The sequence below is a fragment of the Cypionkella sp. genome (genome assembly GCF_028290025.1).
Taxonomy (GTDB): Bacteria; Pseudomonadota; Alphaproteobacteria; order Rhodobacterales; family Rhodobacteraceae; genus Cypionkella.
Genome location: NZ_JAQGKQ010000008.1, coordinates 1 through 25,935 on the forward strand (window position 1 = coordinate 1; position 25,935 = coordinate 25,935).

The 25,935-nt window shown below is 56.1% G+C and carries 24 protein-coding genes and 1 pseudogene; 9 read left to right on the forward strand and 16 right to left on the reverse strand.

Annotation, left to right across the window (positions count from 1 at the left end; all coding sequences use genetic code 11):
* Positions 1 to 64 precede the first annotated feature (64 nt).
* From JWS10_RS01015 to JWS10_RS01045, 6 genes and pseudogenes are all read right to left on the reverse strand, one after another.
* Positions 65 to 1,132: a cyanophycin synthetase gene (locus JWS10_RS01015; protein WP_299503933.1), complete on the reverse strand. Its 1,068-nt coding sequence runs from the start codon at positions 1,130 to 1,132 to the stop codon at positions 65 to 67.
* Between the two features lie 417 nt (positions 1,133 to 1,549).
* Positions 1,550 to 1,918 carry a response regulator gene (locus JWS10_RS01020; RefSeq protein WP_299503936.1) on the reverse strand — a complete coding sequence of 123 codons (369 nt, stop codon included), beginning with the start codon at positions 1,916 to 1,918 and terminating at the stop codon, positions 1,550 to 1,552.
* 1,155 nt (positions 1,919 to 3,073) lie between these two features.
* Positions 3,074 to 4,081 carry a sterol desaturase family protein gene (locus JWS10_RS01025; RefSeq protein ID WP_299503938.1) on the reverse strand — a complete coding sequence of 336 codons (1,008 nt, stop codon included), beginning with the start codon at positions 4,079 to 4,081 and terminating at the stop codon, positions 3,074 to 3,076.
* A 262-nt stretch (positions 4,082 to 4,343) separates the two neighbouring features.
* The gene (locus tag JWS10_RS01030) at positions 4,344 to 5,144 is read right to left on the reverse strand and encodes an ATP-binding cassette domain-containing protein (protein ID WP_299503939.1); all 801 of its coding nucleotides are present in this window, start codon (positions 5,142 to 5,144) and stop codon (positions 4,344 to 4,346) included.
* Positions 5,144 to 6,160, reverse strand: coding sequence for an ABC transporter permease (locus JWS10_RS01035; protein WP_299503941.1), 1,017 nt, complete (start codon positions 6,158 to 6,160; stop codon positions 5,144 to 5,146). Before JWS10_RS01035 ends, JWS10_RS01030 begins: the two co-directional genes overlap by 1 nt.
* Positions 6,161 to 6,273: 113 nt before the next feature.
* A pseudogene (locus JWS10_RS01045) lies at positions 6,274 to 7,253 on the reverse strand (substrate-binding domain-containing protein).
* A 389-nt stretch (positions 7,254 to 7,642) separates the two neighbouring features.
* Here JWS10_RS01045 and JWS10_RS01050 point away from each other — a divergent pair.
* Positions 7,643 to 8,689, forward strand: coding sequence for a LacI family DNA-binding transcriptional regulator (locus JWS10_RS01050; RefSeq protein WP_299503947.1), 1,047 nt, complete (start codon positions 7,643 to 7,645; stop codon positions 8,687 to 8,689).
* Between the two features lie 11 nt (positions 8,690 to 8,700).
* On the opposite strand, the gene JWS10_RS01055 is transcribed toward JWS10_RS01050, so the two are convergent.
* The 4 genes from JWS10_RS01055 to JWS10_RS01070 all read right to left on the reverse strand — a co-directional run bounded on the left by JWS10_RS01055 (position 8,701) and on the right by JWS10_RS01070 (position 11,518).
* Complete coding sequence (locus tag JWS10_RS01055; protein WP_299503950.1) at positions 8,701 to 9,408, reverse strand: creatininase family protein; 708 nt, start codon at positions 9,406 to 9,408, stop codon at positions 8,701 to 8,703.
* 7 nt (positions 9,409 to 9,415) lie between these two features.
* Entirely contained in the window at positions 9,416 to 10,387 is a 972-nt protein-coding gene (locus JWS10_RS01060; protein ID WP_299503953.1) for an aldo/keto reductase, read from the reverse strand.
* A 127-nt stretch (positions 10,388 to 10,514) separates the two neighbouring features.
* Entirely contained in the window at positions 10,515 to 11,162 is a 648-nt protein-coding gene (locus tag JWS10_RS01065; RefSeq protein WP_299503956.1) for a substrate-binding domain-containing protein, read from the reverse strand.
* Complete coding sequence (locus JWS10_RS01070; RefSeq protein WP_299503959.1) at positions 11,159 to 11,518, reverse strand: LacI family DNA-binding transcriptional regulator; 360 nt, start codon at positions 11,516 to 11,518, stop codon at positions 11,159 to 11,161. Before JWS10_RS01070 ends, JWS10_RS01065 begins: the two co-directional genes overlap by 4 nt.
* A gap of 276 nt (positions 11,519 to 11,794) precedes the next feature.
* Between JWS10_RS01070 and JWS10_RS01075 the strand changes: the two genes are divergently transcribed.
* From JWS10_RS01075 to JWS10_RS01105, 7 genes are all read left to right on the forward strand, one after another.
* The gene (locus tag JWS10_RS01075; protein WP_299503962.1) at positions 11,795 to 12,766 is read left to right on the forward strand and encodes a substrate-binding domain-containing protein; all 972 of its coding nucleotides are present in this window, start codon (positions 11,795 to 11,797) and stop codon (positions 12,764 to 12,766) included.
* 73 nt (positions 12,767 to 12,839) lie between these two features.
* Entirely contained in the window at positions 12,840 to 13,898 is a 1,059-nt protein-coding gene (locus JWS10_RS01080) for an ABC transporter permease (RefSeq protein WP_299503964.1), read from the forward strand.
* 5 nt (positions 13,899 to 13,903) lie between these two features.
* Positions 13,904 to 14,695 (forward strand): ATP-binding cassette domain-containing protein, encoded by a 792-nt coding sequence (locus JWS10_RS01085; protein WP_299503966.1) that lies wholly within the window; start codon positions 13,904 to 13,906, stop codon positions 14,693 to 14,695.
* 9 nt (positions 14,696 to 14,704) lie between these two features.
* Positions 14,705 to 15,892 carry a Gfo/Idh/MocA family oxidoreductase gene (locus tag JWS10_RS01090; RefSeq protein WP_299503968.1) on the forward strand — a complete coding sequence of 396 codons (1,188 nt, stop codon included), beginning with the start codon at positions 14,705 to 14,707 and terminating at the stop codon, positions 15,890 to 15,892.
* 13 nt (positions 15,893 to 15,905) lie between these two features.
* The gene (locus JWS10_RS01095) at positions 15,906 to 16,805 is read left to right on the forward strand and encodes a sugar phosphate isomerase/epimerase (RefSeq protein WP_299503970.1); all 900 of its coding nucleotides are present in this window, start codon (positions 15,906 to 15,908) and stop codon (positions 16,803 to 16,805) included.
* Complete coding sequence (locus tag JWS10_RS01100) at positions 16,796 to 17,854, forward strand: sterol desaturase family protein (RefSeq protein ID WP_299503972.1); 1,059 nt, start codon at positions 16,796 to 16,798, stop codon at positions 17,852 to 17,854. Before JWS10_RS01095 ends, JWS10_RS01100 begins: the two co-directional genes overlap by 10 nt.
* 32 nt (positions 17,855 to 17,886) lie before the next feature.
* Complete coding sequence (locus tag JWS10_RS01105; RefSeq protein ID WP_299503974.1) at positions 17,887 to 18,681, forward strand: 3-methyl-2-oxobutanoate hydroxymethyltransferase; 795 nt, start codon at positions 17,887 to 17,889, stop codon at positions 18,679 to 18,681.
* A gap of 115 nt (positions 18,682 to 18,796) precedes the next feature.
* On the opposite strand, the gene JWS10_RS01110 is transcribed toward JWS10_RS01105, so the two are convergent.
* The 6 genes from JWS10_RS01110 to JWS10_RS01135 all read right to left on the reverse strand — a co-directional run bounded on the left by JWS10_RS01110 (position 18,797) and on the right by JWS10_RS01135 (position 24,414).
* A complete protein-coding gene (locus JWS10_RS01110) occupies positions 18,797 to 19,612 on the reverse strand; it encodes a TIM barrel protein (protein ID WP_299503976.1) in 816 nt (271 codons plus the stop codon).
* An 81-nt stretch (positions 19,613 to 19,693) separates the two neighbouring features.
* Complete coding sequence (locus tag JWS10_RS01115) at positions 19,694 to 20,476, reverse strand: 3-methyl-2-oxobutanoate hydroxymethyltransferase (protein ID WP_299503978.1); 783 nt, start codon at positions 20,474 to 20,476, stop codon at positions 19,694 to 19,696.
* Between the two features lie 13 nt (positions 20,477 to 20,489).
* Positions 20,490 to 21,506 (reverse strand): sterol desaturase family protein, encoded by a 1,017-nt coding sequence (locus JWS10_RS01120; protein ID WP_299503979.1) that lies wholly within the window; start codon positions 21,504 to 21,506, stop codon positions 20,490 to 20,492.
* 101 nt (positions 21,507 to 21,607) lie between these two features.
* Complete coding sequence (locus JWS10_RS01125) at positions 21,608 to 22,591, reverse strand: substrate-binding domain-containing protein (RefSeq protein ID WP_299503980.1); 984 nt, start codon at positions 22,589 to 22,591, stop codon at positions 21,608 to 21,610.
* A 30-nt stretch (positions 22,592 to 22,621) separates the two neighbouring features.
* Complete coding sequence (locus JWS10_RS01130) at positions 22,622 to 23,392, reverse strand: ATP-binding cassette domain-containing protein (RefSeq protein ID WP_299503981.1); 771 nt, start codon at positions 23,390 to 23,392, stop codon at positions 22,622 to 22,624.
* Positions 23,392 to 24,414, reverse strand: a complete 1,023-nt coding sequence (locus JWS10_RS01135) for an ABC transporter permease (RefSeq protein WP_299503982.1) — start codon at positions 24,412 to 24,414, stop codon at positions 23,392 to 23,394. The genes JWS10_RS01130 and JWS10_RS01135 overlap by 1 nt, the downstream gene beginning before the upstream one ends.
* 257 nt (positions 24,415 to 24,671) lie before the next feature.
* Here JWS10_RS01135 and JWS10_RS01140 point away from each other — a divergent pair, with 257 nt between their 5' ends.
* On the forward strand, positions 24,672 to 25,682 hold the full coding sequence (locus JWS10_RS01140; RefSeq protein WP_299503983.1) for a LacI family DNA-binding transcriptional regulator: 1,011 nt from the start codon (positions 24,672 to 24,674) through the stop codon (positions 25,680 to 25,682).
* The last annotated feature ends 253 nt before the right edge of the window (positions 25,683 to 25,935 follow it).

Consider the following 25,935-nt stretch of genomic DNA (forward strand, 5'->3'; position numbering starts at 1 on the left):
CGGCTGGCGTCGGCTTTGTCAGGTTCGATTTCCTTTGCACCGCCGTGCAGTATCAGCGCCCACATCACGCCACCTCCGCAGTCGCCACATCGGGAAACGCCGTGATCGAACTTTTGCTGTTTGGGTCGAAGCCACGGATCTGCCCCCATACATCTTCGACTCTGTCGGCAAGCACGATGAGAAGATCGCCGGGCTGCGCTTTGCGCAAACCCATCTCGACCGCAGCGGTTTCGCTTGGAGCATCGAAAATGTGCCCCGGCTCGCATCCGGCGGCATAGGCACCCTCACGCAACAGACGGGTTACTGACCCGGGTTCGCGGCCGCGAAGATTGTCGTCCTCGCGCAGGATGATATCGTCGAAAATACGCGCAGCGAGGCTTCCCATCTCGCGAATATCGGCGTCGCGACGGTCTCCGGCAACGGCGACAAGACCGACTATCCGTTTGTAGTCGGTACGCATTTTATCAATCAGCGCCCCCAGCGCCGTTAGGCCATCAGGGTTGTGCGCGTAGTCGAGGATTACGCGGAAGCCGTGCGCGTCGTGGATGTTCAACCGACCGGGAAGTTGGTCGAAGGTGGCGCGGAAATTGCTCATCGCGGCCCGGATGGTTTTCAGCGGCACACGGTGACAATAGGCCATTGCGATTGCGGCGAGCGCATTGGCCACGTTAAACTCGGCGTGCCCGCCAAGCGTCGCGGGGATCTCCCGCGCCTTCATAAAATAAATCGCTTCGTGATCCTCGTGAAGGACGATGTCCCAGCCATCACCGATGCGCTCACGTGCAATCGCGCGGCCGCCGCCCGCAACGTGTTCAATTAGAAAGTCGGGCCAGTCGCGCTGATCCTTCAAAGTAAAATAGCAGATGTTGCCCCCGGCATGGCGCGCCATCGCGGCGGTCAGCTGGTTATCCGCATTCAGGATGCTCCACCCGCCCCGGCGGACGCTTTCAACAACAACCGACTTTACCGCCGCCAGATCATCGACACTTTCCACACCACCAAGGCCGATATGGTCTTCCGACACATTCAAAACCGCACCCACATCGCATTCGTCGAAAGCAAGGCCCTCGCGCAGAATGCCGCCGCGCGCGCATTCAAACACCGCCACTTCAACGCTGGGCTCGCGCAGCACAAGACCCGCGCTCTTTGGGCCCGAGCAATCACCCGAAGCAATTTTATCTGCGCCAAGATCAGGCAGCGGCCTCCTTCATCCACTTGTAGTCGGCGCCGGATTCCAAAGGGTCAACATGAGCACGGCATTCTTGCGCGCCGTGGCTACACCAGCCCCTCGTCGGCGCAACCGGTTCTGACACCCGCGAGCACGCGCGCTGTTCGTTTTGGCGGGCCCGCCCAGCCGCCGAAGGTTGCCGTCCGGCAGCGACCGCTGAAGCGTTGCAGCGATTTAGAATGGTGCGCCCATCCATGTTTCCCACTTAAACGGTTTGGTCAAAATGACGGGCGTCGTCATCGGATGCACCGAACCCACCTCGGCATTAAGCGCGCAGGCCAGGAACGCGGCTTGTTGAACCGGGGGGCCCGACCCAGCGGTTTAGTCGCCAAGCAGTCCTGATACCGCGTTCTTAACGGTAATTTCGGTGTATGGTTTCGATAAGAACCTCCATCCCTTGGGTAGGCTGTTTTCGCGCAAATACACCGTCCCTGACGCGACGATTAGTTTGATACGCGGCCACGAAATCCGAACATAGTGACATAGGTCTATGCCATTCATTGACCCGAACATCGTCACGTCAGTGAACACCAAATCGATGTCCTCCCTCGCCTCTAGGATAAGAATCGCCTCGTCGGCGTTTTCGGCCTCTAAGGCCTCATGTCCAGCGCGCACGAGTATGTCTAAGACGTTTAGCCGGATCAGAGGACTGTCCTCAACGACCAGAACAACGTGTCGGTCGTTTTTCACGTCCGGTACTCCTAACCATTCCCACAAGATTTAGTCAGTTCGGCAAGCAAATCATCCGTCCCTAGTACACTCAAAAACTGATCCCACAATTGGCAAATTTCAGGCTCCCGTCGATGATTTTGTTGGTCGAAAATCCCACGATTTCATATTTTTTTGCTAGAATGGTGAGAGGGTGAGGAAGCAAAAAAGTGGAAAGGGTATGTGCATGGATGCTTTTCGTCTGACGGTAATCGCCTTTGCCGTTAACTGTCTGGTGGGGATCGGCATAGAAATGTTGTTGCGTGGGGGCCTGAAGCAGCTGTCGTAGAACATCTTTGGCGCGCACCGGCTAGCGCGCGTTTAATGAATCTCACCTGCAGATCGATTTCCAACCAAGGTCGGACGTTACTCGAAGCTTGCCAACTCATATTTGGAGATCAGGACCTTAGTCCACTCCGGAGCCGCGCCCTGAGCGGCGATGGTATAAGTGGTTTTCACCTCACGGAATCGGAAGGCTTTTGGAGGTTTCACGTACGCCTTCAACGTCGTCTAAAGGCAGGATCAAACGCCCCTTAAACCCGCCATTCCAAAAGCTGCAATTCAGCATCCCGCACCGACCGCTGTAGCTGGGCGACGATTACGAACGGCGCGCCAACAATGGCGGGAGAAACACGCAACCACACAACTTGGGCCATACTGCCCCATGATTAGCTCAAGCCTCACCATGCCGCAGCGAGATGATCGCGATTTTCCGGTCAGACTCCGGGTGCGCATTCCTGCTGAAGAATATGCATCGGCTATACTCGTCCTTTCTCCATGGTTGGACAAGCACACTGGTTGGGGTCGGTGGGCCTGGCACAGTATTGGGCCAACAGTCGGTGGCGATATGTATTTCTTCTATTTCCAACACTCTGACGATGCCGGAGATTTTCTAAAAGCCTTTAATAGTTTTCAGTTAGCCGACGCAATTGTCGGTCGCGATGCGCCGCGCGCACCCCTTACAGACTCACTGACAGAGAGATGAAAAACGCGTCCACAAACATCGATAATTTTCTGTGCTTCTTAGATGTTAATCATGCCCACCAAGCGGAAGCGCGCATTAAAAACCGATGGTCCCCACTTGTCAGAAATGCTTCCGGTACCTGTTCCTCCTGCGCGACAAAACAGCCGTCCAAGTCATATTTTACGGTTCAAAGTTGCGCGACGCTTAGCCATCCGAACTTCCATCGCACTGTCAGCTTCAGGGCTACCATCATGAAAGCTCCCGAACCAACGGTCGAGTGGTAGCGCGCCGTCGGCGTAATTTACCTCAAAATATTTGTGGTGCAGGTAGTGGGCGTGGCCATGCGTGTTCAACACGGTTTTCCCGTTAACGATCTTGTCAAAGCCGGTGTGACCTTGGCCTGGTGTTAGACCGGCATGGACCAAGTTGAAAATGACATGAACCGGATGAGACGGCACGATTGCGTGGATCAGCACTGTTGAGAAGTAAAACAAATGCTCAACCGGGTGCATCGCAATACCAGACCATGGTCCGGGATTGACGTTGGCATGGTGCAAGCTATGAACATATTTATAAAGCGGTGGCCAATGGATCATGCGGTGAACCATGAAGAAATGCAGCTCACGGAACATGGGAATAAAGAACATGATGACTGCAAACATTACCGGATGCGCTGTAGCGTCGAGGGTGGCAATATAGCCGTTGGCCATTGCCCAGAGCATAAGAACTTCGTAAAGCGTCCACTGCGGCACGCCAGAAATGAAAGTCCAGAACATGTTATCTTTGTTTTGATCGCGGAACAGAAAAGCGTCGCTGGATTTTGAAGGCCACTTCGCGTTGTATTTGAACAGCCCCCCCTGCTTTTTCATAATATATAAGCGGAGGTGCAGATATCCCGACGTCACTGAAATCATCGCAGCGTTGCGGGCAAAAATGAAAAGAGCCCATCCCGGTGCCAATGTCTGCATTGTGGCCATCGAAGGGGTCGCCCACAGCCAAACCGCAACCGCGACAAGTCCATAAAACAAGTTCCACGGCAGAAGATAGCCGTCCCATCCAAATATCCATTTTGCGATAGCAACGGGTCGCGTTGGAACCTCGAAAAGCGGCGCAGCAGAAATGCGCTCAAACGGCTCCCAATCGCCGCGTTTATTGCGTTTGCCAAAGTTTAGATCGTCCATTGCTGTGCCTTGTGTTTTTCAGAGAACGGCGAATGTTCTCGATGATTTAAAGTAAGAGACTGGGCTGGGTTGCTTAAATTATACAACTGCGTGGTTCAGGCAGAAGGCATGTGATGATGTTTTTCGATCAATTTGGAACCGACCAGCCATAATTGCTCAAAGTGTAATCACCCGCTCGATAGGGTTTTTGGCGGCGTCCTCGGGCAAATTTGTCAATCGCTAACCCAGGACTCTGGTGATGCAGATCTGCGACATGCGTTCGCTAGGCGGGCTGGATCTTCGCGCTGTAACCCTCAATCTCGGCTTCCAGTGTCGCCATAGTTTCGCCGCCCGCCATAAGATCGGTAATTTCCTCTCTGGATTTCTCGCCTTTGCGGAAGTCGGCAGCTATGGCTCCCCGGATAAGCACAGCGAAATGATCGCCCACAGCCATCGCGTGCATTACCTGATGCGTTATGAAAATCACTGCCAAACCGCGTCGCTTTGCCTCATTCACAATGCGCAACACATGCGTTGCCTGTTTGACGCCCAGAGCGGCCGTCGGTTCGTCCAAGATCAGCACGCGAGCGCCGAAATGGACGGCACGAGCAATTGCCAAAGATTGGCGCTCCCCACCAGACAGGCCACCTACAAGACGGTCGCCATCGGTTATGCGGGTGATACCAAGTCGTTGCACAGCATCTACGGCGATAGTGTTGGCGCTTTTGCGGTCATACACTTTGAATGGCCCCCAACCTTTGGTTGGCTCGACACCGACAAAAAAAGAGCGCCCGATCGACATCAGGGGGAACGTGCCGCCGAACTGATGCACCGTGGCGATGCCATGGTCGGACGCGGCTCGTGGGCTGGCAAAGTTTACCGGCTGGCCATCCATCATAATTGCACCACTGCTTGGCTGATGCACACCGGACAATAGTCTGATTACCGTTGACTTGCCCGCCCCGTTGTCGCCCAGAAGGCAAAGCACTTCGCCTGCGCGCAGATCAAGGTTAATATTGTGTAGCACATCGATGGGCCCGAAGGATTTGCTGACATTTTGCAGGCTGAGAATGGGTATAGACATCATTTTGCAGCCTTCTTTTTGGGAGCATAAGACAGAGCCAATGTGCGAAAAGTGTTGTTCATCAACACCGCAAGCAACAAAAGCACACCGATGATTAGGCTCGCCCAGTTGGCATCAAAGGGAGTGTAATAGATGCCCTGGCTGACCACCGCGAAGGTAAGGGTGCCGAGCACGATGCCAACAACCGAGCCATAGCCGCCGGTCAACAGCACGCCGCCGACCACCACAGATATGATGGCGTCGAAAATATACGATTGCCCGGCCGACACCTGCGCCGAGTTGTATAGGATTGCTTGGCTGACACCAACAAACGTAGCGCTGGCACCGCTACACATGAATAGCATGATTGTCATGCGATCAGTGGGGATGCCCGCATTGCGGGCTGAAACCTTGTCGCCGCCCATTGCAAATATCCAGTTGCCGAACCGCGTGAAGTGCAACAAGAAGCCCCAAAGCAATGCCGCGGCGATCCACCACAAGATTGTCACCTGAAACACGCCGCCGATGAAGCGGCCCAGCAGCCATTTCGCCTCAGGCCCCGCTTTGAGCGCAACTGATGTCGTTCCAGTCACCAAAACCGATAGCCCCAACGTCAGGCCGGCGACCGCGAATAATGTGCCAAGCGTGACTATAAAACTCGGAACCGCAGTTCGCACGACCAGCAGACCGTTGATTAGTCCGACAAGTGCCCCCAGCGCCAAGGCTGCGGCGATGCCTAAACCAATCGGCAAGTGAAAATGCCCAGATAGGATCGCCACCATCATTGAGCCTGCGGGCACCAACGAACCGATGGAAATATCAAGCTCTCCGGCGATCATCAAAAGTCCAATGGGGATAGCTATGATACCCAGTGCCGCTGCCACATTCAGCCAAGATGCAGAGCCGCTGACAGAGGCAAAGTTGCTGCCACCGAAAAATGTGAAAAACACGAAGACGGCTGCAAGGCCAAGGAAAGAGCCCGTCTCGGGTCGGCGCAACAAAGCGCCCACGGAAAATGACGTAGTTTGTATGCTCATGTTTTATGTCCCGTCGCTGCAAATCCGCATCGGCACCGTTAATCGCGGCCGGTCAGATCGTGGCTAGTAAAAATGCGATCCCGCTGATGGCGGGACCGATAGGCGGGCAACTGTTATCGAAAACCAGCCGCAGCACCGGCTATAGTTGCTTCCACATTGGCGGCGTCGACGATGCCCGGACCGGTCAGAACCGGCGCGGATGCGATGGCGGTGCCAAAGCTGACATATGCATCCGCCATCGACACGGCGAGAAAGCCTTGCAGCCAAGGCTGTTGATCAACTGCAAACAACTGTGTGCCTGCCTTGATCCGATCCAGACCCGCGCTGTCCATATCGAAGGATGCGAGTTGCACCTTGCCTGTTAGCGCGGCTTGGTCGATGCCAATAGCAGCCGAGTTGGCATCCGCGCTGAAATTGTGGCCACGCCATTGATAGTGGGATCCTTCATTAGTGTCGCCTTGATCGCCTCTGCAACCGCAGTTGGATCACCAAAGCTGGAGGCAGGGAGCGGCAGTTGGGTGGATACGCCGCCTTCTTTCGCAATGCCGTCTGCCACGCCTTTGCAGCGATCTTCCAAGTTTTGCGCGCCCGGAACTGTGTTGACGCAAATCACGTTCCTAAAGCCGTGACTGCCGAAGTAAGCCCCTGCCGCCAGACCAGCCGGATACTCTTCATTGCCGATGTAGTTGATCGCGCCCAATTCTTTGGCTTTATCGGCTCCGCCCGCATTATACAGCAACACCGGAATACCTGCATCCATCGCCGCCTTGATTGCCTCGTCTTGGGCATCTGGCACCCAGTTTGGCACTGCAATGACACTGGCGCCTTGAGAAATTGCTGTGCGCACCAAATTGGCAGCATCGCCGCCGATGTTGTCATAGTTTTGCAACATCAAATAGTTGACAGTGCCGCCGTGAGACGCGACCACCAATGTGGCATCATCAATGCCCTTTTTGACTTTGGCAAAAAACGGATCGTCCGCCTTGCCGCCAACCACAGCAATGCTAACACCATCGGCGAGCGCAACCTGTGCGCCGAAAGCCAATGCAGTTGCAAAAAGCACTGTCTTAAAATTCGGTTTCGGGAATATCATTATAGCATCTCCTCCGAGTTGCCGCCGTTTGGGCGGATTTTATTGTAGACCGGGCGCGCGTGAACCTCCTCGTTCTCGACGCACCCTTGGCAGATCGGCTTTAGTTGCTGCGGTCATCAACTTTGGTTGCATTAGTGAAGCTGGGCGAATTTCGTAGGCACATCTATCGGGATATGCTGCGGAGTTGCCGCACTTGTTGCGGACATTAAATTTTGATCGCCACTCCCAAATTATTCCCGCAACTTTCACGTGCTGGCAACCGGCACCAAGCGTTCTCGCTGCGCCTACCTTTAGGGCAGCTTGACAAAGAGTCGCACCGTATAGTTGATTGGAAACCATCACGTGACTCTCTCACTAAGCGTCACGTCGTCGTTAAGCATTTGGAAAAAATGACAGAAAATACCCAAAAGAAACGCGCGACCTTGCAGGATGTCTCTGAATTGGCCGGGGTTGGAACCGCCACTGTGGACCGCGTGATCAATGAGCGTGGCAATGTGTCAAACGATGTGCGTCAGCGGGTATTGCAAGCGGCCCGAGAGATGGGTTTGCGGCGCTCGCTGCCTGAAAGTCACCATCGCATGGTGCGTATCAATGTTATTCTTGCGCGACCCGAGTTGCCGCTGATCGGTCGTATGGGGATCGAGTTTCGCCGTCTGTCCGACCGGATGGATCATAGCGTTGCCATCTATCGCACCACGCTGGAAGATGAGTCACCCGCCGCCGTCGCTCAGGCACTTTTGCGCAGTGATTGCGACGTGGTGGTGGTTTATGCGCAGGACCATCCGACAATCCGAGCCGCCATCGCCGATCTGGCTGGCCGTGGCAAACCCGTGATCACGATGATCTCAGATCTTCCCGGCTCGGCCCGACTGGCATACGCCGGAACCGATCATTTGAAGTCGGGGCGGTCGGCGGGCTATTTTTTGTCACGCATGGCACCGGCTGGCCCGGTCATCGTGCTGTGCAATCATCTGGGCTTTCAGTCACGTATTGATCGGCTGCGGGGGCTGACCGACTATCTTACCGCCCACGCGCCCGGCTTTCCTGTCGTGCAGATTGTCGAGGGCGGCGATGACGCAGTGCGGTCCGAGGCGCGGTTGAAAGATGCGTTTCGCAGCCACACCGACACAGTGGCGATATACAATGTCGGGGCTGGAAATCGCGGCGTGGTGGCGGCGATTCAGGCCGAACTCTTGCGACATCGTCCAGTATTCATCGGGCATGAGTTGACGTCGTTTACGTGGGAGTCGTTGCGCTCGGGAGTTATGACCCTTACCATAGATCAAAGCCCTGAACTGCAAGCACAATTCGCCCTCGACGTGGCACTGAACCATTTCAATTTTGCGAGCGTCAGTCATCTGTCACCGCCTTATGTGTCAACTGTGCCAATCGTGCTTTATGGACCGGAAAATCTGCCCGAATACGCGCCAGATTAGCAATATTTACGCTACAGTGCACCTGCGCGTTGGGCCAGCCAAGCAGCCATTGATCGACGCAATGTTGCTGCGTCTTCCGGTTTGAAATTGCGCGGATCGGCTCCGAATATACCGTAGAGTGAGTGGCTGGGGGCGTGGCGCTGGATGCCAAACGGGTCTTCGCCAAGCTCGTCAGGGCTTGGCGGTGCGAGCATAGAAATTGCCACGGTCTCCGGCTGAAACGCAGCAAGAAGCGTGGTTTCAAAGCGGCCGGCATGATCGGGTGGCAGAGCGGCGGCGTCATTGCCATTCACACCGAGGGCTAAAACACTCATCTGCCGGTTCTGGGCATTCCACAGGCGCGCTAACTCGGCAATCAACGCAAGTTGTTCTTCGGCAAAATGTCCGGTGAACAGCACAGTTTGCCGCACGCCAAAACTTTGCAACCGGTTCATAGTTAGGTGTAGCAGCGCAGATAGTTCGGCCTCTGTCGGCATCATTACTGTCCAGGGATAAGCTCCATGGCCACCGCCTGTGCCCCACCATAACGGCGGATAGACCAACCCACCCGCCAGTTCGGCGGCATCTAAGCACAGTCCATGCGCTTGCAGGCCGTCTAGGCCAACTGGCAGATGCAGACTGTGATATTCGATCGTTCCCAATGGCAACCATATCCGCGGGCAACGCGCCATTTCCTCTGCAATTTGACCAGGCCGAAGCAGTTCCAGTTGTTTCGTCATCGTAATCCTACTGGTAAAAGTTGCGTGGCCAAGCATGTGCCGCAAGCGCGGCTTTTAGGTCTTCTGGAAATGCCGCGCCATCGCTGTAAACAATGTTCATATCCACCTGTTCTGGGTTCAGCATCCCGGGAATGACACAAGATAGCTCTGGGCAGGACAGAACATAGCGCATCGCCGCCTCTGCCAGCGTTGGATAATACGGCGCGCACAAGGCTTTAAGCGCCCGAACGCGCGCCAAAGTTTCCGCAAACCGCTCACCGCGAAACAGTTGCGCAGGAACGGAACCCTTGCCGAAGGTCGAATACGTATGTTCATCCCAACGCCCAACCAGCGAACCGGAATCGAGCGGCACCCGCGCGATGAAGCCTTGCGTGCCTGCACCCGCCCTGAACAGCGCACCCGCTGGACGCTGCTCGAATAGATTCAATACAACCTGCTGGCTAGCGACCAGTCCTAAACGTGCTAGTTCGACCCCGTCTGCCGGACGGTAGTCGCGAATTGACACCCCAATCTGGTCGATCTTACCTTCGATCCGAAGCGCGTTCAGCGTCTCTAACCAGTCTAACTCACATAGGCCGGACGACATCCATGAATGCAGTTGGAATAGGTCGATCCGGTCCACTTGCAATCGACGCAGAGCGTTGTCCACCATCTTGCGCAAATACCATGGGGGATATCGCCCACGCATCTGCGGGGCGTCATCGTCGGGTGCGGGCCATTCGACGGGTTGAGCCTTAGTGGCAACATAAATCTTGTGCCCCGTCCAACGACGCAAGGCGCGGCCGATAACTTCTTCGGAATGACCATTACCGTAGATATAGGCGGTGTCTACAAGATTGACGCCACATTCAAAGGCACGATGCAGGGTTCTGATCGACGCTTCATCATCGACTGCGCCCCAATCTCCACCCAACTGCCACGCACCAAACGCGATTTCGCTGACTTGCCAGCCGATTCGACCAAATTGCCGGTATTTCATCGCGCCCCCCTATTCAGGAGGCGAAAATAGACTGCGTCGAGGCTGATGAAAGTCTGACGCTGATGGTTTTCCATCTTGTAGGAAACTAGCAATAATAACTGTCTGGAAAGCGGCTGATTAACCTGCGTTAAACGTTTTCTGCGGTCAACGTGATGAAGGGAATAGGCGGGTTGCTCAGCGACGGGATCAAGCCCAACCGCGACAGCATGACATCTACCGCCCGCTTTGCTTGCAACTCGGGGGACTGGTCAAGCACCACTGACATCACGTTCTCTTTCAGTGCGCTTGCAGAGCGTTCCGTCAATTCATGACCAACAAAGAACACCTGACCGGGCGCGCTATGCCGCCGCAACACCTCCGACACAGTCGAATTTGCCCCACCTGCGTTATAAAATCCCACCAGATCGGGGAAATCAGCCAAGGTCTCGCGCAACACTTTGCCGCTAAGCTCTGCCTCATCATGGCCGAACATGACGCGGCGAAACACCATACCTTCGCGTGGGTTATGAATGAAGTAATCAGAGAAGCCCTCAATGCGCTCGCGCTGCACTTGATAAATCGTCGAGTGGCATAACGCGACCACAGACCCCGGTCGCGATTGCATACGCGACATAAACATCGCCGCCGACCGACCCGCCGCGCGGTTGTCGATGCCAACGTAGTCCGAGTCTATTCCTGTCGCGCGCGTAACGACCTGCACAATCGGCAGCCCTGCCGATTGCTGTTCGATCAACGCCTGCCGCACCGTCGGATGATCAGGTGGAGTTATGATCAAGCCAGCGCGTCTATAGGATGGGTTGCGAATTTTCTCGACAATAGCCGCCGCATCATGCTCATCAACAAAGCTGCGCAGCAGGGAGACGCTGGGTCAAGCGAAGCCGCTATGCGTTTAAAGCTTTGACCAAGACGTGCATAGAACGTCGTCTCGGGTCGCACCAAAACCACGTCGATCCGCCTGAGACCTGTATGCGGACTTGGCAGGCGACGTGGTGAGTCCAGCACACGCGCGGCGTTCAACACTCGCTCCACCGTTTCAGGCTTGACACCGCCGCGCCCGTTTAACACCCGTTCCACCGTTGCTGAACCAACACCAGCTGCCGTAGCAATATCGAGCAAACTCGGCTTTTTCATCTGATATGCCCCCGCATAAACACATTGCATGCAACGAATTCGCCAAAACGAGTGTTTGCATTCATGCCCTGATCAAATCTGATCAACAAACTATGCGCAATGCAAGTTGCAATCATTGTCAGAAGCCAATTTTCGATGCAACATGGCGGTGCGACGCCATCTGACTCAGCGAATCGGTGTGTCGTGCGGGGGGAGACCGCCATCAGCCTTTGTGACATTCCGCCTAGAAATCATTGATTTCTCGGACGCGAAGGATATTCAACGGGAGGAAAACATATGACATTTCGCAAGATGATCGCCGGGCTTACAATTTCTACCGCATTGGTATGCGGCGGGACAGCCTTCGCCGCCGACAAAGATCACGATTGGTCGGGTATCAACATACTGATGCTCCACTGGTCGCAAGCCTCGAACCCGTTCTTTGAGGCGGTCAACAACGGTGGTATGGATGCGGCCGCGCAGCAGGGCGTCACTCTCGACATCCAGTATGGCGAGGAAGATCCTGTCAACGAAACCACCATTATCGAAACTGCGATTGCAAATAAGGTTTCCGCCATCGTTGTCGGCGTTGCGGATGATAACGCCTATGATGACGTTTTGTGCAAAGCCGCTGCAGCTGGCATCGTCGTGTTGACGATCAACATCGACGACTCTAAGGGCGCCGATGGTGGCATCTGCCGTCTCGCCTTCATGGGTCAAGATTTCGTTGACTCCGGCTATAACCTTGGCAAGCGTATGATTGCGGAGGGCGGCATCAAGAAAGGCGATCTGGTGTTTACGCCAGTCGAGGCCCCTGAAGGCACCTATGCCGTGCTGCGCCATGAAGGCGTGAAGAAGGCGATGGACGAAATCGGTGCGACTACCGAAATCCTTGGCACCGGCAACGATCACGGTCAGGCGCTGGATAAGATGACGCAATATCTGCTGGGCCACCCAGAAGTGACAGCCATCATCAGTCTTGGCCAAAGTCCCAACAGCCAAGCTGTGCAAGCGGCCAAAGACGCAGGCATCAAAGTCGCCATCGGCGGCTTTGATATCTCGGATACCATCCTGCAAGATATTGCCAATGGCGACATGATCGCAGCGGTCGACCAACAGCCCTACTCGCAAGGCTTTTACGGCGTCACCCAAGCAGCTTTGGCGGTCAAATACGGCCTCTACCCTTCCGAGATGAAGACAGGTGGCTCGGGCTTGGTCGATAAAACCAACTACCAGTCCGCAGTCGAGTGGTCCGGCGTTATTCGCTGATCTACGTCGCAATGCACTCAGGAGGGGGCGGCCAAGCCCCCTCGATAAGAACACTCAGGGGAGGAGAGCCGCGATGACCACATTGCAGACCGATCATATCCGCGCCGCGATAGACGCGCGCAACACCAGAAGCAGCCTGTCGCGAGTCGTAGACTGGATTCGCACCAAACCCGAAGGCGGCATCGCAGTGCTGTTCGTGGTGGTGCAAGTCGTTGTGATCATCGCCGCCTTAATCCATCCAACATTCCGCTATCTTGATCCCGCCAACATCGCCGTAACACTAAAAGCCATCGCCCCATTGGGCGTCATGGCGCTGGGTGTCTCGGTGCTGATGATCGCCGGAGAGTTCGATCTGTCAGTCGGCGCTCTATATTCGTTCTGCGCTATCGTCGTGGCAACACTGACGGCCAGCTGGGGCGGTGACATTGGCGTTGCCGGCGCATCGGCTTGGGCACCCTTCGCGGCCATGGCGGTCGGATTGCTGGTGGGTGCGCTTGCAGGAGTGCTTCACGGCGTGATTACCCTGCGATTCAACATCCCCAGCTTTATCACCACGCTGGGCGCGATGCTGATCTGGAAAGGTGCAACACTGCTGTATCACGGTGCGCAATCCATGCGTTTCAAACCATCAGAGCCGTTTAACACTATTTTCAATTCTTCAGTCGGGGTGGTGCATACCTCGATGATTTGGTTCATCATTTTCGCGATCGGTTTCTACTTCCTGCTCCACCATCACAAACTGGGCAACCACTTTTTTGCAGTTGGCGGCAACCGTAACGCCGCTGTCGCGATCGGTGTTAATCCAGCGCGCACCAAAATCATCGCCTTCGCAATCGCTGGTTTCATGGCAGCCTTCGCCGGAGTGCTAGCGGGCGCGCGTGTGATGTCGATCCAACCCGGCGGCGGGCTGGGCCTTGAACTTCAAGCTATCGCGGCTTGCGTGATTGGTGGTGCGGCATTGAACGGTGGCCGTGGTTCAGTGCTGGGCGTGTTTCTGGGCACTGCGCTGATGTATACCATTCAGGATCTGCTGCTGCTGCTGCGCGCGCCTGGTTTCTACTTCGACATGTTTGTTGGCAGTCTGATCGTCATCTCGGTCATCACCAACATGGCCATTCGGCGCAAGGGGTAATTTAGATGAGCAATCTTGAAATCATCGCACCGTCGGCAACGCCTATCGAAGGGCTGAAACCAACCGAAACTCCACTGCTCGAAATGCGGGATGTGTCCAAGCGCTACGGCGGATTTGTGGCGCTGAATAAGATGAACTTCTATATTGGCCGCAATGAAGTCGTGGGCTTGTTAGGTGACAATGGCGCGGGCAAATCCACGCTGGTTAAGATGATGTCGGGCATCAACCCACCCACATCCGGCCAGATCTTTGCCAACGGCAAGCCGGTCAACTTCAACATGCGGTCCGATTCCGAGTCTGCCGGGATTGAAACGATCTATCAGGACATCGCGCTGGTCGATCAGATGTCGATCACCCGCAATATTTTCTTAGGGCGCGAGATCACCAATTCATTCGGGTTCATGAACCACAAAGCGATGGAAAATAAGACCATCGAAATCCTGGGGTCGGCGGTGCAGATCTCCGGCATAGATGATCCTGACAAAGAGGTGGGCTTCCTCTCAGGGGGGCAAAAACAAGCGGTGGCGATTGCGCGCGCCGTTCACTTCAAGCGCAACATCCTGCTGTTGGATGAACCGACATCGGCTCTGTCGGTGCGTGAGACAGAACATCTGCTAGCCTATGTCCGCGATCTTAAAACTCAGGGCACGTCCTCGGTCCTGGTAACGCACAATCTCTATCACGCCTTCCAAGTTTGCGATCGGTTCGTGGTGATGAGTCACGGCGCGAAAGTTTATGAGGCGCGCAAAGAGGATACCTCGATCGAGGAAGTCACTTACCACGTTATTCGGACATAGGAGCAGAATATGGCATTCGGAGAAAAAGGCGGCCTAAGGGTGCCGCCGCTGGGTCGACGTCTGCGGCTCGGTTTTGTTGGCGGTGGCAAGGGCGGGTTGGTCGGTGAATGGCACGCCGCAGGCGCGCGACTATCGAACCATTGGGATATTGTGGCTGGGGCGCTGTCGTCCAATCCCGACAACGCCGCAGCCTCAGCCCGCGATTGGGTCATCGGTCCGGATCGGTCTTATGACGACTGGCCCACGATGATCACTGCAGAAGCCGCGCGCGCTGATGGCATTGAAGCGGTCGTGATCTGCACGCCAAATTGGACGCATTTCGAAATTGCCGAAGGCTTCCTGCGCGCCGGGATCGACGTCATCTTGGATAAGCCGATGGCGATCTCGACGGAGCAGGCCGACGCTTTGGTATCCCTGCAACAAGAAACTGGCGTCGTGCTGGCGATGACTTATCCCTACACGCATCACCCGATGGTGCGCCAAGCCCGTCACATGATTGCCGATGGAGCGATAGGAAAAATCCGGCAGGTTCACGTCGAATACGCCCAAGACTGGGCCACCGCGCCCGAAGATCCCGGCTTCAAAGGGGCGGCCTGGCGGCGCGATCCGGTTAAGGTTGGTCGCGCTTCGGCCACAGGCGACATCGGCACCCATGCGTATCACCTATTACACACGGTCACTGGGCTTGATGTGGCCGAACTCCGCGCTGATTTCCACGTTTGCGGTGCGCCAAAAGCGATGGAGGATACCGCCTTTGTCAGCCTGAAACTAAGCAACGGCGCGCCGGGCCTTTTGTGGCTCACCCAGGCCGCAGCCGGCAATTATTGCGCCCTGCGTCTGCGGGTGTTTGGTGAGGCTGGCAGTATTGAATGGGATCAGGAACGCCCAGAATACCTGCGCGTCAACATGCTGGACGAACCCGAGCGCATCATCGTGCGCGGCAATGGCGCGGGCATGCACCCGGCAGCCGAACGTCTGGTGCATTTGCCCCGCGGCCACGGCGAGGCTCTGACCGATGCTTGGGGCAACCTTTACGCCGAACTTGGGTTGGTGATCGCGGCCCGCAGATCGGGGAAAACCTTGGCCGAAGGCCAAGCCGAATACACCGATGCCAAAGGCGGGGCCGCTGGCGTGCGCTTTGTTGGTCGCTGTGCTGACAGCCATGAAGCTGGCGGTGTCTGGCTAAAACTGACATAAAAGGAACCTTCGGATGCGCATCGCCCTAGACCCGTTCATGCATCGACATCTCAGCCTCGAAGACCTTCCCCGCAAGGTGCGCGAATTGGGATACGACTGGATCGAACTCAGCCCTCGCGCCGATTTTCTAGAATGGTTCAAAGCGCCAAGGGTGTTTCCTGATCGGATCAAAACCTTCAAGGCGGCGCTTGCGGCGGAAAATGTCAAGATTGCCTCGTTACTGCCAATGTATCGTTGGGCCTCAAATGACGAGGTCGAGCGTCAAGCCGCCGTTCGTCAGTGGAAGCGCGCAATTGATATCTGTGTCGAATTAGAAGTCGACACGATGAATTCAGAATTTGGTCGTGGTGCGCATCCGGATAAGGGCTCGTGTTACTGCTGTCATACCGGAAGCATGATCGAGACGTGCGAAGATGCGTGGTGGCGCTCGATGGAAGAAATCGTCCCCGTGCTGGAGCGCGAAGGCATCAACCTGCATATCGAACCACACCCGGAAGATTGGGTCGAAACCCTTCAACCCGCCGTCGATATCATCCGCACGGTGAACTCGAAGAACGTCAAGTTTCTGTATTGCGCGCCCCATACGTTCTATTTCGGCGACGATACCAAAACGATGCTGCGCGAATGTGCCGATGTGCTGGCGCATGTGCATGTTGGCGATACCTTTAATCACAAGGCCAGCTCTGGCCTGCGATACATCATCAATCCACCCGGCACCCAAGCCCGCGTGCATCAGCACCTGAACATCGGCCAAGGCGAGGTGCCCTGGGATGATTTCTTCGGCACGCTAGCCGAAGTCGGCTTCGACGGCATCATGACCGCCTGCGTCTTCGCATGGGAGGAAAAGGCCGACGAATCCGGTCGCTTCATGCGCTCCGAGATGCAGCGCTACATCGACAAATATTGGCCCTGACCTCGCAGAGCCAAACCACGAATAAAAGGAAGTCCCCGATGGACGATCTACGATACGGCAGACGGAATAAGCGCGGCGACTGGTCTCCGAACGAGCCGCTGCAAATCGCACCATTTTATCGGTTGCCTTGGAATGCCCGCGATATCCTTGCCTGGGCAAAGGCTTACTTCTTTCCATGGTCTGTCGCGTGGATGGCCATTGCGCTGATCTACTGGAACTTTCTGACGCCTTCGGTCGAGACGATGAAGACGATCTCACCCGGCTGGGTGCTGTTCATCTTCGCCCGCAACGCGGCAGCGCTTCTACTGTTCTTCGGCGCGATAGAACTTCGGCTTTACGTCAAGCGTAGCCAAGGAGCGCAATTCAAATACAACGGCAAATTCCCGGCGGACAATAAGTCCGACGTATTTATGTTCCGCTCGCAAACCATTGACGGCGCGATCCGAACGTTCGGAACCGGCGTGCCGATCTGGACAGCTTATGAAGTGCTGATCCTGTGGTGCTATGCCAACGGTTATGGTGCTTGGACGACCTTCGCCGACCATCCGATCTGGTTTATCGCGCTGTGGCTGGCGATACCAATTTGGCACGAGTTTCATTTCTACTGCGTCCACCGGCCCATCCACCTGCCGTTCCTCTACAAACACATCCATTCGATCCACCACAATTCAGTCAACCCAAGCCCGTGGTCATCGCTTTCGATGCATCCCATTGAACAGGCGCTGTTTTTCTCATCTTGCTTGCTGTTCCTGATCATACCAGCTCACCCGGTGTTCGCGCTGTTCCAGCTCAACTTTTCGGCGATGGGTTCCATTGTCGGGCACATTGGCTACGACAAGATGGTGTTCAACGAAGACACCCCGATCGACGTCAACGGCTATAACCACTACCTGCACCACAAATATTTTGAGGTAAATTACGGCGACGGCTCGGTTCCCATAGACAAGATTATGGGAACATTTCACGACGGGACGCCCGCTTATGACGACATCCTCGATCAGCGGATGAAGAAACGCCGCGATAAGCTGGCCGCGAAAGCACAGCGCTAACCAACACAAAACCTGACAAGAAAGCAGTTCCCATGACCAACCGCCGCCCGACCGTTGCCGATATCCGCGCGCTTAAAGGCAAGCGCCAGATGACTATGCTTTACGTCGAGACGCTGGATGAAGCCCGCGCCGCCGCTGCCGCAGGCATCGACATGCTGTCGATCATTGATCCGCTTTGGACGCCAGAAATGCGTGAGGCTGCGGGTAACTGCTTTGTGCAGGTCGGTCTGCTTTATGGGGTTCTCGCGACCTATGAGGACTACTTGCGCGCCGCTCACCGCGCGATGCGCATTGGTGGCGATTGCGTCTATTGCTCGGCGTCATTGTCCACAGTGCGAGGGCTGGCATCCGAGGGTATTCCGGTCGTCGGCCATGTAGGTCTGGTGCCGTCGCAAGCCACTTGGACTGGCGGCTTCAAGGCGGTTGGCAAGACAGCCGAGTCTGCGATGGGCGTTTGGGCCAAGGTGCAGGCATTGGAAGAAGCCGGAGCTTTCGGGGCGGAACTTGAAGTCGTGCCAGACCGCATTGCTTCCGAGATCTCCAAGCGCACCAGTCTGATCATGCTGTCGATGGGCGCAGGCACCGGCGGAGATGCGCAGTATCTGTTTTCCGAAGATGTGCTTGGCTGCACCAAGGGCCATAAGCCGCGTCATGCCAAAACCTATCGCAACTTCGCCGCTGAGTTTGCCCGCCTGCAAGACGAGCGCACCGCCGCCTATGCCGAGTTCAAAGCCGATGTAGACAGTGGAGCTTACCCCGCACCAGAGCATCTGGTCAGCATCGATGACGTCGAATTTGAATCCTTCCTGACACGGCTTCCCGGCTGAACTCCCACCCGCGTTGAAGCTCCCCCGCGCGGGTCTGTGTGATTGTCAGAAAGGCACCCCGTCAAATGCCCTGTTTTCCCAAGGGTGATTGGCGGGGTTCTTTGCATCTTGCGCCTCAACGCAGCCCTGCCGCCAGCTTCACATATTGCAAACTCGTTCGAAGACGGGTCGCAATCAACGGATCCTGTTGGGTCGCTGGGCTGAACGGCTCCACTGACACAAAGCCTTGGTAGCCCGCTTCGATCATCGCACGCAGCCGCGCGATATTGCCAACGCGGTCGTCCAGATCGACAAAGCCGCGATCCGGTTCGGTCAGCGCTTCTGGTCTCAGATCAGTCCGCGCAATGCCCGAGATATGCACCAAGCCAATATGCTCGGGGAACAGCGTCGGATCGCTGCAACGGAAATGCTGGAAGGTATCGTAGCACAGGCTGAAATTACCCCAACCATCAATTTCATCGACCGCTGCAACCGCTTCTCCCTGCTTGGTCATCGTCGAATGCTGCATCCCCAGCGGCTCGACATATCCGGTAATGCCCGTCGCCTCGAAAATCGGTTTCAGTCCGGCCAAACCCTCGCACAACCGCCGATGCGCATCGTCCCCAATATCGCCGGGCAAATGTGCCGGGCACAACACCACTCCCGGCGCACCGAGTGCGGCCGCATAGCTGATCAGCGCGCGCGCTTCGATCTCACGTTCTGACGTCCAATCGTTGAACCGCTGCAACGCGTTGACCGAAGCCAACCGCAACCCCGCATCATCCAGTCGCGACTTCAACTCCGCTGCGGGCATACCGTTGGCAAATTCCTGACCGACAATATCGTTGCGCAACTCGACAGCCGCCGCGCCGACGACGCGCGCAAGTCCGATGAACTCGATCAGCGCCAACTGCGGCGCGCAGGTGCGGTTCAGGGCTAATTCAATCGACATGACATGTCCCGTTTGAAACGTTACTTACAAGCCTAAGCGTGATGGAAAACTCATACAAACTCGCGTTTTCGCAGCCAGCCGTTAAGGCTGCCGCCCGACCAGTACTCGCGCCGCGCTTAAAACGTCCTCGGTCCCCCGAATTTCATGGCTGCTTTCGGGATATCCGCCGCCGCGAACATCTTTGGCAAAGGCTTGAAAAGCGTCGCGCCGTAGCTGTTGCACGCGGGCTTCCTCGACGGCAAGGTCTGCGTAGCGTTTGGCGTGACGAGGGTAGTGGCCGGTATTGGTGCCCAAAACATCGCAAGAGAACAAATATTGTGTGTCGCATACCGCGCCACAGCCCATGCCTTCGGTGATCAGCGTGGTCGATTTGGTCAGCCAATCGGCGATCTCAACCGGAACAACCTCCATCTCGATCAAGGCAGCACCGGCGTTTTCATAGGCTTTAACGCGGCGGAACAGATCGGCGGCTTCCTCGGCGGTTTTGCCGATGGCGCGGTAGTTGGTCCACGTCGCCCAACGCGGCACAAGGCCGACATGGCCGGACACCGGAATGCCTTCGCGCGCCATAGCCTCAACCAGCCGCAGCGAGCCTGCGAAATAGATCGCATCTGCGCCGAGTTCTAAAGCGCGGAAACCTTCGCGGATGGCGCTTTCCTCCGAGGCAATGGTGCCTTGCGGATGGGCGGCTTGAATGAACGCGGTCGGGCCTGCGGCACGGATGCGCGGCAGCATCGCATCAACTTCGCAGGTGAACATTTCGATGCCGGCGCTCGCGGCGGCTGCGGCCTCGCGGTCATCTTCCACATGCATGGTCAGGATTTGGCGTTTGCCTTTGAGCGCGCGCAGGTCTGCAAGGGTCATGCGACGGGTCATTTCAGGCTTTCTGATTGAATTTGGCGTTCATTTTAGCGCGTTTTTTGGCCATCCGCGCATCCATCTGCGCCTCACCGTCTTTGGTGCCATCGTGCCATGAGCCGAACAGCTTATCCAACGGGATCAGGCCATCGGCATAGTTCACCTCAAAATATTTGTGGTGCAGGTAATGCGCGTAGGCATGGGTGTCGACGCCGCGATCTTTCCCGGTCTCCATCTTGTCAAAGCCGACATGGCCGACCACCGCACCAAAACCTGCGAAATGCAGATGATAGATCGCCAGCAACGGGTGCGAAAAGATCAACAGATGCACAAGACAGCCCGAGAAATACAGTAGGTGTTCGACTGGGTGCATCGACAGCGACGACCACGGCGACGGGTTGCTGGAGTTGTGATGCACCGAATGCACCCATTTATACAGGATGGGCAAATGGATCAGGCGATGGACGATGAAGAAATGCACCTCGTGAAAAAATGGCAGTAGCAACACTATGGTTAAAAGCCACCACGGATTTGCAGTAAAGCTGGCCATCGGGGCGTAACCATTGGCGAAGGCCCAGAGGGTCAGCACCTCAAATGCCGTCCAAATCGGCACACCAGAGCCAAAGCTGCGCGCCATGTTGTCCAAGTTTTGACTGCGAAAGAAGAATGCACCGCTTTTGCTGTCGGCAGGGAATTTCGGGTTGTATTTGAAGCGACCCTGTTGGTGGCGCTTGACGTAAAGCCGCAGCTCGAACGCGCCGTAGAACAGGAACACCGCCAAACAGTTGCGTGCGAAGATCGCCAAAATCCACGACCAATGCAGGGTTTTCAGGATGTCTTGGCTCGGCGTCAGATACCACCAGAACAGCGTGGCTGAGACCATGAACAGCACATTCCACGGCAGGAAATAATGTGGCAACCAGCGTAGGAAATCGAGCGGGCGTGGCGGAAGCACAAAAATTGGCGCGCTGGTCAGCGGTTCTTTTGGGGTCCAGTTGCCACGCTTATCGCGGCTGCCGTGTTTAAGATCGTCCATGTTCTACCTAGCCCATGTCTTTGCGAGTGGATGGCCGGGCGATTGCTCGCCCGACCGGTTTTTATGGGTAAATCTTCCGTGGAGGGAAGCTCGGGTTCGAGCTAGTTCAGGCCCGCTTCCATGACGCGGAACTTCACTTTGTCGATGTTTGATTTATCGATGATGGCCGGGCCGGTGATGATGTCGGCATCGGGCATCATGCCGTAATCAAGGAAATTACGCGCGATTACGGCCGGCAGATAACCTTGCAGATACATCAACTGGTCAATGCCTGCGACAGCTTCGCCAGTGCCAATCGCTTCAAGCAAAGCCGGCGAGATATCGAAGGACACGTTCGAGATTTTGGTCGACAGCCCTTCACGGCGTTCGACATCCAGCACGGTTTCAAAGCAAAATGGGCCTGCGTTCATGCAGAACACCGCATCGGTTTCCGGGTTCGCAAGGAAATAGTTCGACATGGTCGAAGCGATCTGCGCGGTATCGGCCCCCAAAGCGATGGTTTCCGAAGTAGCCCCCGCCGCGATCAATGTGTCGTTGAAGCCTTTCGCCATCGCCTCAAGTCCCGCGTGCCCCGGAACGTGGTTCGGCACAACGCCATGTTTGACGTTGGGATTGGCTTTCAGCACTTGCTGGGCTGCGGCCACGCCAGATTGATAAAGGTCAGCACCGATGCCGATTTCATAAGGCACGCGCTCGGCCTTAGGGGCTGGGTCCAGCGAGTTGATCGCGATCATTGGGATACCCGCCGCTTTGGCTTTCTCGATCGTCGGACGCATCGCGACCGGATCGGTGGCCGTGATAACCATCAAATCGGGTTTCTCGGAAATTGCTGTTTCCATCCTGTTGATCGTGGTCTCAATCGAGAAGGTCTGGTCCTGCGTCCATTTGATCGTCAGGCAGTTATCGGCAGCGCCTTGCTCGGCGCCTTTTTTAACCGTCTCCCACACCGGCTCGGCGATGGCATGGGTGGCGTAATAGATCAGATATGGCTTGCGGCCCGCGCAATGGTCGTCTTGCGCCATCGCTGCCCCAGCGCTGAGCAAAGCCAGAGCACTGACAGCCCCCATTTTAATGATAGATTGCATTGTAGGTTTCCTCCCTAAAAATGCCGTTTCTCAGACGGCAATGCGGCGCTGCTCGCGGGTGCCTGTGTTGATCAGGTTCGCAAGCTGTTGTTCTGTGACGCTTTCGCGATCAGCGGTTTCCGCGACCGACCCGTGGAACAACACGGTGAAGCGGTCGCAAACCTCGTAGGCATGGGCGATGTTGTGGGTGATCAGCACCACAGCGACGCCTTGGTTACGGGCCTCGCGGACGTAAGCCAGCACCTTGGCGGTTTCCTTTAGAGATAGCGCTGCGGTGGGTTCGTCCAGGATCAGAACTTTGGATTGAAAATGCACAGCGCGCGCGATGGCGATGGATTGACGCTCGCCCCCTGACAGCTTCGCCACCGTCAGATCGACATCGTCAATATGAATGCCCAGATTTTGCAGCGCGCCCCGCGCCACTTCACGCATATGACTGTGACGCAATTGATAGTGGAACGGCAGCTTGCGGCTGACCTCGTCCTCACGACCCAGAAAGAAATTCCGCCAGATCGACAGCAAAGGGATGATGCCAAGGTCTTGGTAAACTACGGAAATCCCTCGCATCATCGCCACGCGCGGACTGTCGAGATTGGTCTTCACTCCGTCCCACAGAATATCTCCCGAGGTGGGTTGATGCACCCCGGCCAACACTTTGATCAGCGTCGATTTACCCGCACCATTGTCGCCCAGCAGGCCCAGCACCTCGCCGGGGCGCACTGTCAAATTGACGCCGCGCAGCGAGTGCACCCGACCGAATGATTTGGAAACGTTTGAAAGTTCAAGAATGGCTTTAGTCATCACGAGATGCTCCGCTTACGCACATACTGGTTGACGATGGCAGCGACGATCAGCAGCAGGCCGATGCCGGCCTGATACCAATAAACCGAGATCCCCATTAGGATCAGACCCTGCTGGATCATCCCGATGATCAGCACACCCAAGGCTGCACCGATGATCGAGCCATAGCCACCGTTCAGCGACGCTCCGCCGACGACGACGGCTAGCACTACCTCAAGCTCCATCCCGGTGCCACGCAGGGCATCGACCGACGAGAACCGTGCGACAGAAACGTATCCAGCGACGCATGCCAGCATAGAGGCAACGGCGAAGGCGGTGATTTGCACTCGATTGGCAGGCACCCCCATGCTACGCGCAGCCTCCGGGCTGCCGCCAGTCGCAAACAGCCAGTTGCCAAAGCGGGTGCGGGTCAGCACATAAGCGAAGATCGCGGCAAAACCGATGAACCAAAAGAACGGGCCGGGGATGCCAAACGCCTCAAAATCCAACATCGACATGAACGGGTCGGGGATTTTCAGCCGGATAGGGAAGCCCTCGGTGATCGCCAGCAGCACACCGCGATAAAACATCAGCGCGCCCAAGGTGATAATCAGTGAATGAATTTCCAACCTTGTCACCAACAGGCCGTTGATCGTGCCAAGCACGACGCCGAACACCATAATGATCGGCAGCGCAGCCCAACCGGGCACGCCATGGTTGACCATCAGCACTACCAAAGCTGCCGAGAGACCGTAAACCGAGCCAACCGACAGATCGAACTGCCCAGCGATCATCAAAGTGGCCACCCCAACCGCGATGATGCCAAGGCTCGCCCCGGCCAACAGGACATTCGCGGTAACACGGGCGGAAAAGAAATGCGGTGCGAAGGTGGCAAAGAACACCCAGACCATAATTGCCGCAATGATTACGCCCGATTCCGGGCGGCCGAGCAGTTTGTCCATCCGGGTTTTCGGGGGCCTTTTGCGGGCAATAGCCGCCCCCGCGACTGGCGCTTGCCCCGCCGCCTGATTTTGTGTTGTCACTGTATCATCCTCCCTGACGACGCAGCCTCATGCGCCGGTAGTGTTAGCCGAAGTCGTATCCCGGCTGTCTCCCTGGAAGACAAAGGACATTATTTACCCAAGCGTTCAATCAAAATGAGTTCTATTCCAACACAAATCTAGAATTTTCGTTCCAATATAACTCAAAATCACTCAGTTACGCATTTTCCGATAATGAATTACTTGTCATTTGAGCGTTTTGAGTTATTTCAGAAATGCTATTAACTTAGGAAAATCCAATGTCGCGCGTCAGTATCACCGAAGTCATGCGAGAATCGGGGCTGTCTCGGGCGACGGTTGACCGTGTGCTAAACAAGCGCGGCGGAGTGCATCGTCGCACGCAAGACTTGGTCGAGCGCACGCTGGTGCGGTTGTCAACTCCGCCATTGGGGGCCGCCCATACCCATGGTGGTCGGTGCGACATTTTGGTGCGGCTGGGCCGCGGTATGACGGCGCAGCTTCAATCGGCACTGGGCACGGCTGGGCAACCGGGGTGCGTCTTTCATGATTTGTATCAGGCAGACGATGCCAGTATGTTGCAGGCCGTAACCGCCCAGTGTGAGGACGTGACGAGGCCCCTCGTTTTGACCGCAAAACTTTCCGAGCGGTTGGTGGCGCAACTGGTAGAAGCGCGGCAGCGTGGCAAAATCATCATCACCTTAATCTCTGATCTTCCGCTCGAAGCCCGCGACGTGTTTGTTGGCATCGACAACCGTGCTGCGGGACAAACCGCCGCTTATCTGATTGGCCGGGCCTTGGGTGACCGCTCTACGACAGTAGGCGTCGTGTTGGGCGACCACGCATACCGATGTCACGAAGATCGCGAAATCGGCTTCAGGACGGCGTTGCGAACCCATTTTCCCAAAGTAGTCTTGGCGGGAGAAGCTTTAGGGGCCGATAGCCCTTCCACTACCCGAGATGCGGTGCGTCGGCTGCTGCGCGACAACCCCGCCATAGCTGCGGTTTACAACGTAGGTGGCGGCAATGCGGGACTCGTTGATGCGATTCGCGACATGCATCGCGAACGCGAAATTCTGATTGTCGGCCATGAGACCAACCACATTACGGTGCCGTTTCTTCGAGACGGACTAATGGATTACCTGATTGCCCAAGACCCTTCGACCTTACTGAATGAAGCGCTTCGGCAAGCCACGCGATCACGTGACAGTAGGGAGAAAGCCCACGCACATATCGACTTTGGTGTCTTTACTCGCTTTAATGTGCCGAGTTTTGGACGGGATATAGGCTGAGATGCCAATAGCATCGGTTCTAGATGGATTGGCCGGTTCGCGCCGTCTCCGTTTCGCTAGGTGCTGAACAAAATCGGTGTGCGGATATCCAATAACTCAGGCAAAGTATGCACTCAGGCAGCCGCCCCCTCGCGAATGAATGTCATAGATGCCTCCAGCGCCGATTTAGGGTCTGCCAGATCATGCACCGAACTGGCGAAAGCTTCATACGAAATCGCACCTTTATACCCCGCCGCCCGCAAGCTGCGGATTT

Coding starts and splice junctions, on each gene's coding strand:
- JWS10_RS01025 (WP_299503938.1), bottom strand. CDS start 4,081: ATGGACGATCTAAACTTTGGCAAACGCAATAAACGCGGCGATTGGGAG.
- JWS10_RS01030 (WP_299503939.1), bottom strand. CDS start 5,144: ATGTCTATACCCATTCTCAGCCTGCAAAATGTCAGCAAATCCTTCGGG.
- JWS10_RS01035 (WP_299503941.1), bottom strand. CDS start 6,160: ATGAGCATACAAACTACGTCATTTTCCGTGGGCGCTTTGTTGCGCCGA.
- JWS10_RS01050 (WP_299503947.1), top strand. CDS start 7,643: ATGACAGAAAATACCCAAAAGAAACGCGCGACCTTGCAGGATGTCTCT.
- JWS10_RS01055 (WP_299503950.1), bottom strand. CDS start 9,408: ATGACGAAACAACTGGAACTGCTTCGGCCTGGTCAAATTGCAGAGGAA.
- JWS10_RS01060 (WP_299503953.1), bottom strand. CDS start 10,387: ATGAAATACCGGCAATTTGGTCGAATCGGCTGGCAAGTCAGCGAAATC.
- JWS10_RS01070 (WP_299503959.1), bottom strand. CDS start 11,518: ATGAAAAAGCCGAGTTTGCTCGATATTGCTACGGCAGCTGGTGTTGGT.
- JWS10_RS01075 (WP_299503962.1), top strand. CDS start 11,795: ATGACATTTCGCAAGATGATCGCCGGGCTTACAATTTCTACCGCATTG.
- JWS10_RS01080 (WP_299503964.1), top strand. CDS start 12,840: ATGACCACATTGCAGACCGATCATATCCGCGCCGCGATAGACGCGCGC.
- JWS10_RS01085 (WP_299503966.1), top strand. CDS start 13,904: ATGAGCAATCTTGAAATCATCGCACCGTCGGCAACGCCTATCGAAGGG.
- JWS10_RS01090 (WP_299503968.1), top strand. CDS start 14,705: ATGGCATTCGGAGAAAAAGGCGGCCTAAGGGTGCCGCCGCTGGGTCGA.
- JWS10_RS01095 (WP_299503970.1), top strand. CDS start 15,906: ATGCGCATCGCCCTAGACCCGTTCATGCATCGACATCTCAGCCTCGAA.
- JWS10_RS01105 (WP_299503974.1), top strand. CDS start 17,887: ATGACCAACCGCCGCCCGACCGTTGCCGATATCCGCGCGCTTAAAGGC.
- JWS10_RS01110 (WP_299503976.1), bottom strand. CDS start 19,612: ATGTCGATTGAATTAGCCCTGAACCGCACCTGCGCGCCGCAGTTGGCG.
- JWS10_RS01115 (WP_299503978.1), bottom strand. CDS start 20,476: ATGACCCTTGCAGACCTGCGCGCGCTCAAAGGCAAACGCCAAATCCTG.
- JWS10_RS01120 (WP_299503979.1), bottom strand. CDS start 21,506: ATGGACGATCTTAAACACGGCAGCCGCGATAAGCGTGGCAACTGGACC.
- JWS10_RS01125 (WP_299503980.1), bottom strand. CDS start 22,591: ATGCAATCTATCATTAAAATGGGGGCTGTCAGTGCTCTGGCTTTGCTC.
- JWS10_RS01130 (WP_299503981.1), bottom strand. CDS start 23,392: ATGACTAAAGCCATTCTTGAACTTTCAAACGTTTCCAAATCATTCGGT.
- JWS10_RS01140 (WP_299503983.1), top strand. CDS start 24,672: ATGTCGCGCGTCAGTATCACCGAAGTCATGCGAGAATCGGGGCTGTCT.